Source organism: Brevibacterium sp., from assembly GCF_052105255.1.
GTDB classification, from domain to species: Bacteria; Actinomycetota; Actinomycetes; order Actinomycetales; family Brevibacteriaceae; genus Brevibacterium; species Brevibacterium linens_B.
Genome location: NZ_JBQDYQ010000087.1, coordinates 1 through 8,923, shown reverse-complemented (window position 1 = coordinate 8,923; position 8,923 = coordinate 1). Strand labels below are relative to the sequence as shown.

Here is an 8,923-nt window from a genome sequence, read left to right as displayed (position 1 = left end):
GCCCGCTACACCATCCCGCTGCCGGGCAAGGGCGAAGCGAAGCGCGCGATCCTCGAGACCTACACCAAGGAGCACTCGGCCGAATACCAGGCCCAGGCGCTCATCGACCTCGCCCGTAAGCTCGGCGGACAGATCGAGGACCTGACGAAGATCAAGCGCATCGTCATCCATACCTCGCACCACACCCACAACGTCATCGGCACCGGTGCGAACGATCCGCAGAAGATGGATCCTCGTGCCAGCCGCGAGACCCTCGACCACTCGATCATGTACATCTTCGCCGTGGCTATGCAGGACCAGGGCTGGCACCACGAGCACTCCTATGCTCCCGAGCGCGCCGGCCGTCCCGACACCGTCGAACTGTGGCACAAGATCGAGACCACCGAGGATCCCGAGTGGACCCGCCGCTACCACTCGATCGACCCCAACGAGAAGGCCTTCGGCGGACGCGTGGAGATCGAATTCGAAGACGGCTCGACGTTGACCGACGAGATCGCCGTCGCCGACGCCCACCCCTTCGGTGCCCGTCCCTTCGCCCGTGCGAACTACATCGAGAAGTTCAAGACCCTGGCCGAGGGCATCGTCTCCGACTCGGAGCAGACTCGCTTCCTCGATCTCGCCGAGAACCTCGAGAGCCTCGACGCCAAGGGCGTTGCGGAACTGAGCTTCGTCGTCGACGGACTCGAGCACAGCGGTTCGAAGGGCATCTTCTGATGCTCGGCGCACAGGCAACCCCCGCCGAGCGCCGCGCCACGTTCCGCGAGCTGCTCGCAGGCGACGAGATCGTCCAGTTCCCCGGCGCCATCAACCCGATCAATGCTCAGATCATCGAGCAGACCGGCTTCGAGGGTGTCTACATCTCCGGTGGCGCGTTCTCCGCGGCCATGGGTCTGCCCGATATCGGGCTGACCACCCTGACCGAGGTGGCCGACCACGGACGCAATATCGCCCGAGTGACGAACCTGCCGACCTTCATCGACGCCGACACCGGATGGGGCGAAGCCATGAACGTGGCCCGCACCATCCAGGAGTTCGAGGACGCCGGAATCTCGGGCATGCACCTGGAGGACCAGGTCAACCCGAAGCGCTGCGGCCACCTCGACGGTAAGGAGGTCGTGACCGCGGCCGAGATGTCCAAGCGCATCAAAGCCGCCGTCAAGGGGCGCCGAGACGAGAACTTCGTCATCTGCGCCCGCACCGACTCCCGCGCCGGGGAAGGTCTCGACGCCGCCATCGACAGGGCGAAGGCCTACGCCGATGCGGGAGCGGACATGATCTTCCCCGAAGCGATGCGAGACTTGGGCGAATTCGAGAGATTCGCCTCGGCCGTCGATGTGCCGATCCTGGCGAACATGACGGAATTCGGAAAGAGCGAACTGTTCACGACCGAACAGTTGGCGAATGTCGGAGTCAAGCTTGTGATCTACCCGGTCACGACTCTGCGTATCGCCATGGGTGCGATCAAATCGGGCCTGCAGACCATTCGGGACAAGGGCACTCAGGTGGACCTGCTCGAGGGCATGCAGACCCGTGCGGACCTGTATGACACGATCGACTACTCGGCGTACAACGAGTTCGACGCCGCAGTATTCAACTTCTCACAGGAGGGTCACCAGTGACCGAAGAAATCAAGAAGGGCCTCGCCGGTGTCGTGGTCGACACCACCGCAGTGTCCAAAGTGGTCCAGGAGACCAACTCGCTGACCTACCGCGGCTACCCCGTGCAGGAGCTCGCCGCCAAGCGCAGCTTCGAGGACGTCGCCTACCTCATCTGGAACGGCGAACTGCCCACCGAGGCGCAGCTGGCAGAGTTCCAGGAACGCGAGCGCTCCCAGCGTGAGATCGATGACAAGCTCGTCGAACTCATCCTCGGCCTGCCCAAGGACTGCCACCCGATGCACGTCGTGCAGACGGCTGTGGCCTACCTGGGCGCCGTCGATCCCGAGGCCGACACCGAGGGAGCCGAGGCGAACCTCGCGAAGGCCGAGCGTCTCTACGCCCAGCTGCCGACGATTGTGGCCATCGACCACCGTCGCCGTCACGGCCTCGACCCCGTCGCCCCGACGAAGGACCTCGGCTACGCCGCGAACTTCTTCAAGATGGTCTTCGACGAAGTTCCCGCCGAGGAAGTCGTGCGCTGCTTCGACGTGTCGATGATCCTCTACGCCGAGCACTCGTTCAACGCCTCGACCTTCACCGGTCGCGTCATCACCTCGACCACATCGGACCTGTACTCGGCAGTCGCCGGTGCCGTCGGGGCGCTCAAGGGCCCGCTGCACGGCGGAGCGAACGAAGCCGTCATGGCGATGCTCGAAGAGGTCGGCACCGCCGACAGGGCTTCGGCCTGGATCGACGAGGCACTGGCCAAGAAGGCGAAGATCATGGGCTTCGGCCACCGCGTGTACAAGAACGGCGATTCGCGCGTTCCCACCATGCGCAAGGCCTTCGAGGACATGGTCGCCGTCAAGGGTGCGAACGATCTGCTCGATCTGTACAACACCTTCGAAGAGAACTTCGTCGAGCGCAAGGGCATCTACCCGAACCTCGACTATCCCTCGGGCCCGGCCTACCACCTCATGGGCTTCGACACCGAGCAGTTCACCCCGATCTTCGTGATGGCCCGCATCACCGGCTGGACCGCTCATATCTTCGAGCAGCAGGCGAACAACGCTCTCATCCGTCCCCTGAGCGCCTACGACGGTGAGGACCAGCGCGAGGTTCCCGACAACCGAGGCTGACCCCTCGAAAGGCAGAACACACATATGAGACCAGACGGTTCATACCGTCCGGTCGATCTCGAGGGTTTCGACTTCACCGTCTCCGGTGGGGTCGGAACCCTCGTCATTGATCGGACCGAGAAACGCAACGCGCTCTCCCGGCCCATGTGGCGGGCGCTGCCGCAGATCATCGCGAACGTGGATGCCGACGATTCGATCGGCGCGCTGGTGATCACGGGGGCCGGCGGACATTTCTCCGCCGGTTCGGACATCGCCGACCTCAACGTCGCACTCGCGGACTTCTGGGAACTCAACTCCACCGCTGAGGCGGCCCTGGCGAACTCGCGGACACCGACGATCGCCGCCATCACCGGCAACTGCGTGGGCGGGGGAACGGAGATCGCCGCGGCCTGCGATATCCGCATCGCCGCCCGCGGATCGATCTTCGGCGTCACCGCAGCCAAGCTCGGACTCGTCTACCCGGTCGGACCCACGAAGCGACTGGCTCGAATCCTCGGTGATGCCTGGGCGAGATATCTGCTCATCACGGCCTCGATCGTGAAGTTCGAGACGTTGGCCGAACTCGGATTCTTCCACGAGGTCTCCGACAGCCCGCTTGAGACGGCGCAGGCTCTGGGGGAGCGGATCGTGGGACTGTCCCGGCTCAGCCAGGTCGGAGCCAAGGCGATCCTCGACGGTGATCTGACCGAGGGCACACAGCCGCCTCGGTGGCTCGATGATGCCTACCGTGCGGAGATCACCCGCGGCCAGGAGGCGTTCTTCGCCAAGGAACCGCCGGAATTCGGTTTCACCAAATCTGCTTGGCAGAACGGTTCCTGAGTTCGTGGGCAAGGAGTCCCGAGGAGAGGATAAACTGAGCGAATGCGCCTAGCAGTCCTCGATATCGGCTCCAACAGCGTCCACCTCCTGGTCGTCGACGCCCACGTCGGAGCGCCGCCCCTGCCGGCCACCTCGCACAAGGAGGTGCTCCGGCTCGCAGAATACTTGGGCGACGACGGTTCGATCGATGCCGAAGGTCAGGAACGACTGCGTTCCTTCATCACCGATGCCGTCGAGATTGCCGAAGACCAAGGGGCGGAGCAGATCCTCGCATTCGCCACCTCGGCGGTCAGGGAAGCTCCGAACGGGGTCGGCCTCATCGAATCGATCAACGCCCAGCTCGGGGTCACCCTCAACGTCATGTCCGGCCGTGACGAAGCCCGCGTGACCTTCCTCGCCGCCCGCCGCTGGTTCGGGTGGTCGGCTGGGAAGATCCTGCTGCTCGACATCGGCGGCGGTTCATTGGAGATCGCGGCGGGTCAGGACGAGTACCCGCAGGCAGCCGTGTCGGTTCCGCTCGGTGCCGGACGCACCTATTCGGATTTCCTCCCTGACCCGGTGCCCACTGCGGACGACATCCACCGGCTGCGCAAGCATGCCCGGGCGCAGATCGGACGCATCGCCGGTGACATCAACAGGGTCGGAGTGCCCGACCAGGTCGTCGGGTCGTCGAAGACCTTCCGCTCCCTGGCCCGCATCGCCGGTGCCGCCCCGAGCGGAGACGGAATCTACGCTCCGCGCAAGCTCTTCCGCCGCGACCTCGACGGCATCATCGATACCCTCGCCTCCCGCACCCCCGAGGAACGGGCAACCCTTCCGGGCGTGTCCGAAGCCCGTGCCGGTCAGGTGCTGGCCGGAGCGATCGTCGCCGAGGCGGCCTTCACGATCTTCGACATCGGCGTCATGAACATCTCCCCATGGGCGCTGCGTGAAGGCATCATCATGCGCAAACTCGACCTCCTCGACTCGGCCGAGCAGTCCTCGGCGATGCGCGTCGAACCTGTCGCCGCCCTGGACTGAGCCGCTGTCGGGCCGTACTCCCGTGTTCCCCGGAATCGGCAGCCGCCCGCGGGGCCGCCGACCGGTATCGGAATTCAGGTTCACCTGCTAGTTTTTGATTAGTCGCCGAGGCGGCACCTGCACTGATCTGCCCGTGCCGGCCTCGGGCGAAGTCCGAAACGTCTGACAGAAAGCACGAACCAGCTGATGCGAAATGGTGAGCTGTCCCCGAACTTCCGTGACCAGGCTCTGGAGACCCTGAAGACGACAAGTGCGGCGGACCCGCTCGACGTCTTCGTCGTCGGTGGGGGAGTCACCGGAGCAGGATCGGCCTTCGACGCAGCCACCCGCGGACTCAAGGTCGGTGTCGTCGACGCGAAGGACTGGGCCTCGGGAACCTCATCCCGGTCCTCGAAGCTCATGCACGGCGGACTCCGCTACCTCGAGATGCTCGACTTCAAACTCGTCGCCGAGGCGCTGAAGGAACGCGACCTGCTGCTCCAGCACACCGCGCCTCACCTCGTCGAACCCGTCGCTTTCGTCTTCCCCTTCGAGCACCGCCTCATCGATCGGGCCTTCATCGGCTCCGGTGTGCTCCTCTACGACACGATGGCCACCCGACCGGGTCGCAAACGCGCCGTGCCGATGCATCGTCACCTGGGAAAGAAGGCGCTGAGCGCGCACTTCCCGGGACTGGCCGACGACGCCGCCGTCGGCGCCCTGGAATACTATGACGCGAAGGTCGACGACGCCCGCTTCGTCATGACCCTGGTCCGCTCGGCCGTGAGCTACGGGGCCGCTGCCGCCAACCACGTCTCCGTCATCGGCTACCTCCACGACGGCGACCAGGTCACCGGCGTCCACGCCCGGGACGAGATCACCGGTGAAGAATTCGACATCCACGCCCGCCGCACCATCCTCGCCGGAGGCGTCTGGACCGAAGAGCAGCAGGATCTGGCGAAGGCCGACGCCGGACTCAAGGTGCTCGCCTCCAAGGGCGTGCACATCACCGTGGCCGAAGACAAGATCAAGGCCGACCCGAACACCGGAATCATCTCGAAGACAGAGAAATCCGTCCTCTTCGTCATCCCGTGGGAAGGCTACTGGGTCATCGGCACCACCGACACTCCGTGGAACGAAGACGTCGACGCACCGGTGGCGACATCGCAGGACATCGACTACCTGCTCGAACATGCCAACGCCATCCTCGCCGACAAACTCACCCGCGACGACGTCATCGGCGTCTACTCCGGACTGCGCCCGCTGCTCCAACCGGTGGTCAAGGAAGGACAGGCCTCGACGAAGGTCTCCCGCGAACACACCGTGATGGAAGTCGAACCGGCCCTGGCCGCAATCGCCGGCGGCAAGTTCACCACCTACCGAGTGATGGCCGAAGACGCCGTCGACTTCGTCCTCGGCGACGATGCGAAGGACCGCAGGTCGCTGACCGAATCCGTGCCGCTGCTCGGCGCCCAGGGGGTGGGTGCGCTGCGGCGCGGTCAATCCGGGATCGTGGAGAAGTACGGGTGGGACGAAGACCGCGTCAAACGACTCATCCGCCGCTATGGCACCCTCATCGAGGAGCTGCTCGACCTCGTCGATGAGGATCCGGAGCTCGGTCAGCCGTTGGACGGTGCCGAACGCTACCTGCGCGTCGAAGCCCACTACGCGGCCGCCGCGGAGGGGGCCGTCGACCTCGGCGACATCCTCGAGAGGCGAATGCGGCTGAACTACGAATCCCGGGACCGGGGAAAGAACGCCGCCGAGGCGGTCGCGGCCATCGTCGCACCCGTCCTCGGCTGGGACGACGACCGTCGGGCGGCCGAAGTCAAGGCGTTCAAAGCCCACGTCGACGCCCAGGTCGCGGCCGAGTCCACCGACGATGACGCCTCGGCGGCGGCCCTGGTCGGTGCGACCCTCCACTGAACCGTTCACAGCGAAGTGCGCGACCGCAACCGAATACCGACCGACCTCGGAGCGCCCTCCGGGGCGCCCAACGACCGGAGAACCCACCGGAAAGACAAACAACAGGAGTTTGTGAGATATGGGCACCATCTTCCTCTACGAGATCGCCGGTACCGCAATGCTTATGCTGCTCGGCGTCGGCGTCGTTGCCAACGTCGTCCTGACCAAGACCAAAGGCAACGGCGGCGGCTGGCTGCTGATCTCCTTCGGATGGGGCCTCGGCGTCTTCGCCGGTGTCTTCGTCGCATACAAGACCGGAGCGCACCTCAACCCCGCCGTGACCTTCGGTATCCTCGCCAGCGGGGCGAGCGAATATGCCGAGGGCATCCCCGTCAACGTCGCCAACACTTTGGCCTATCTCGCCGCCGAACTCATCGGTGCGATGATCGGTGCAGTCCTCGCTTGGACGGTGTACAAGAAGCACTACGACGAGGAGAAGGACGCGGGCAACATCCTCGGCACCTTCTCCACCGGGCCGGAGATCCGCTCCTACGGCTGGAACTTCGTCACCGAAGTCGTGGCCACGTTCGTGCTTGTCATAGTCATCCTCCTGTTCGGCGGAACGCCGGACAGGCTCGGACCGCTGGCAGTCGCACTGATCGTCGTCGCCATCGGTGCTTCCTTGGGCGGACCGACCGGCTACGCCATCAACCCGGCCCGTGACCTGGGGCCGCGCATCGTCCACGCACTGCTGCCGATCCCGAACAAGGGCAGCTCCGACTGGGCCTACTCGTGGGTGCCGATCGCCGGACCTCTCGTCGGCGCGGTGCTTGCCGGCGTCATCTCGCGAGCCTTCATCTGAATAGACCACCAAGAACCACTTCGACACAGGAGTCACAATGAGTCAGGAAAAGTTCATCCTCGCCATCGACCAGGGCACCACCTCGTCGCGGGCGATCGTCTTCAACCATGACGGACAGATCGTGTCCTCCGGCCAGCTCGAGCACGAGCAGATCTTCCCTCGCGCCGGCTGGGTCGAGCACGACCCGATCGAGATCATCAAGAACACCAACGAGGCGATCGGTCAGGCCCTGACCCGGGCGAACATCAACCGCCACCAGCTCGAGGGCGTGGGCATCACCAACCAGCGTGAGACCACCGTCATCTGGAACAAGCACACCGGTGAACCCGTCTACAACGCCATCGTGTGGCAGGACGCGCGCACCCAGAAGGTCTGCGATGAGCTTGCCGGGGACGAAGGACCGGATAAGTACAAGGACCGGGTGGGTCTGCCCCTGGCGACCTATTTCGCCGGTCCGAAGGCCAAGTGGATCTTCGACAACGTCGACGGGGTCAAGGAAGCCGCCGCGGCCGGGGACCTCCTCTTCGGGACCATGGACACCTGGGTGATCTGGAACCTCACCGGCGGGATCAACGGCGGAATCCACGTCACCGATGTCACGAACGCTTCGCGTACGATGCTGATGAACATCGACAGCCTCGACTGGAACCCCGAGATCGCGGCGGATATGGGCATCCCCGTCGAGATGCTGCCCGAGATCAAGTCCTGCTCGGAGATCTACGGCTACGGAGCGAAGAACGGACTCATCATCGACACCCCGATCTGCGGCATCCTCGGTGACCAGCAGGCCGCGACCTTCGGCCAGGCCTGCTTCGAGAAAGGGCAGGCGAAGAACACCTACGGCACCGGCAACTTCATGCTCATCAACACCGGCAATGAGCCGGTGGCCAGCAAGAACGGCCTGCTCACCACGGTCGCGTACAAGATCGGCGAGGACGAAGCCGTCTACGCACTCGAGGGATCGGTGGCCGTGACCGGTTCGCTCGTGCAGTGGCTGCGCGACAACTTCGGCATCATCAAGGACGCCCCCGAGGTCGAGACCCTGGCCAAGCAGGTCGACGACAACGGCGGCTGCTATATCGTGCCTGCGTTCTCTGGACTCTTCGCTCCGCACTGGGAGTCCGACGCCCGCGGCGTGATGGTGGGTCTGACGAGATATGTGAACAAGAACCATATCGCCCGTGCGGCCCTGGAGTCCGTGGCCTTCCAATCCCGCGAGGTCCTCGACTCGATGAACCTCGACTCCGGTGTCGAGCTCACCGAGCTCAAGGTCGACGGAGGCATGGTCGCGAACGAGACGCTCATGCAGTTCCAGGCTGACCTCCTCGGCGTGCCCGTCATCCGTCCCGAGGTCATCGAGACCACGGCGCTGGGCGCGGCCTATGCGGCGGGAATCGCCGTGAAGTTCTGGAACGGCGAGGACGACGTGAAGGGCAACTGGCGTGAGGACAAGCGCTGGAATCCGTCGATGGACGACGAGACGGTCGACCGTCTCTACCGCCTCTGGAACAAGGCCGTCGAACGCTCCAAGGGTTGGGTCGACGAGGACACCGAAACCCTCTACGGCTGAATTACTACCCGACGGCGGCCCAGCAACCTGG

Annotated in this window: 8 protein-coding genes; all 8 read left to right on the top strand. The window is 64.7% G+C overall.

The features are described from left to right. A partial coding sequence (locus ACTIIH_RS15255) for an MmgE/PrpD family protein (protein ID WP_441452721.1) occupies positions 1 to 714 on the top strand: 714 nt, incomplete at its 5' end. After that, a complete protein-coding gene (prpB, locus tag ACTIIH_RS15250; protein WP_441090268.1) occupies positions 714 to 1,619 on the top strand; it encodes a methylisocitrate lyase in 906 nt (301 codons plus the stop codon). The genes ACTIIH_RS15255 and prpB, both read left to right, overlap by 1 nt. Further along, positions 1,616 to 2,737, top strand: coding sequence for a bifunctional 2-methylcitrate synthase/citrate synthase (locus ACTIIH_RS15245; protein WP_441090267.1), 1,122 nt, complete (start codon positions 1,616 to 1,618; stop codon positions 2,735 to 2,737). Before prpB ends, ACTIIH_RS15245 begins: the two co-directional genes overlap by 4 nt. Before the next feature lie 24 nt (positions 2,738 to 2,761). Then, positions 2,762 to 3,556 carry an enoyl-CoA hydratase/isomerase family protein gene (locus ACTIIH_RS15240; RefSeq protein ID WP_441452720.1) on the top strand — a complete coding sequence of 265 codons (795 nt, stop codon included), beginning with the start codon at positions 2,762 to 2,764 and terminating at the stop codon, positions 3,554 to 3,556. 42 nt (positions 3,557 to 3,598) lie between these two features. Further along, positions 3,599 to 4,576: a Ppx/GppA phosphatase family protein gene (locus tag ACTIIH_RS15235; RefSeq protein WP_441090265.1), complete on the top strand. Its 978-nt coding sequence runs from the start codon at positions 3,599 to 3,601 to the stop codon at positions 4,574 to 4,576. A 186-nt stretch (positions 4,577 to 4,762) separates the two neighbouring features. Continuing rightward, positions 4,763 to 6,481 (top strand): glycerol-3-phosphate dehydrogenase/oxidase, encoded by a 1,719-nt coding sequence (locus ACTIIH_RS15230; protein ID WP_441090264.1) that lies wholly within the window; start codon positions 4,763 to 4,765, stop codon positions 6,479 to 6,481. Between the two features lie 118 nt (positions 6,482 to 6,599). Continuing rightward, positions 6,600 to 7,322: an MIP/aquaporin family protein gene (locus ACTIIH_RS15225; protein WP_441090263.1), complete on the top strand. Its 723-nt coding sequence runs from the start codon at positions 6,600 to 6,602 to the stop codon at positions 7,320 to 7,322. Positions 7,323 to 7,359: 37 nt separating this feature from the next. Further along, complete coding sequence (gene glpK / locus ACTIIH_RS15220; protein WP_441090262.1) at positions 7,360 to 8,892, top strand: glycerol kinase GlpK; 1,533 nt, start codon at positions 7,360 to 7,362, stop codon at positions 8,890 to 8,892. Positions 8,893 to 8,923 lie beyond the last annotated feature (31 nt).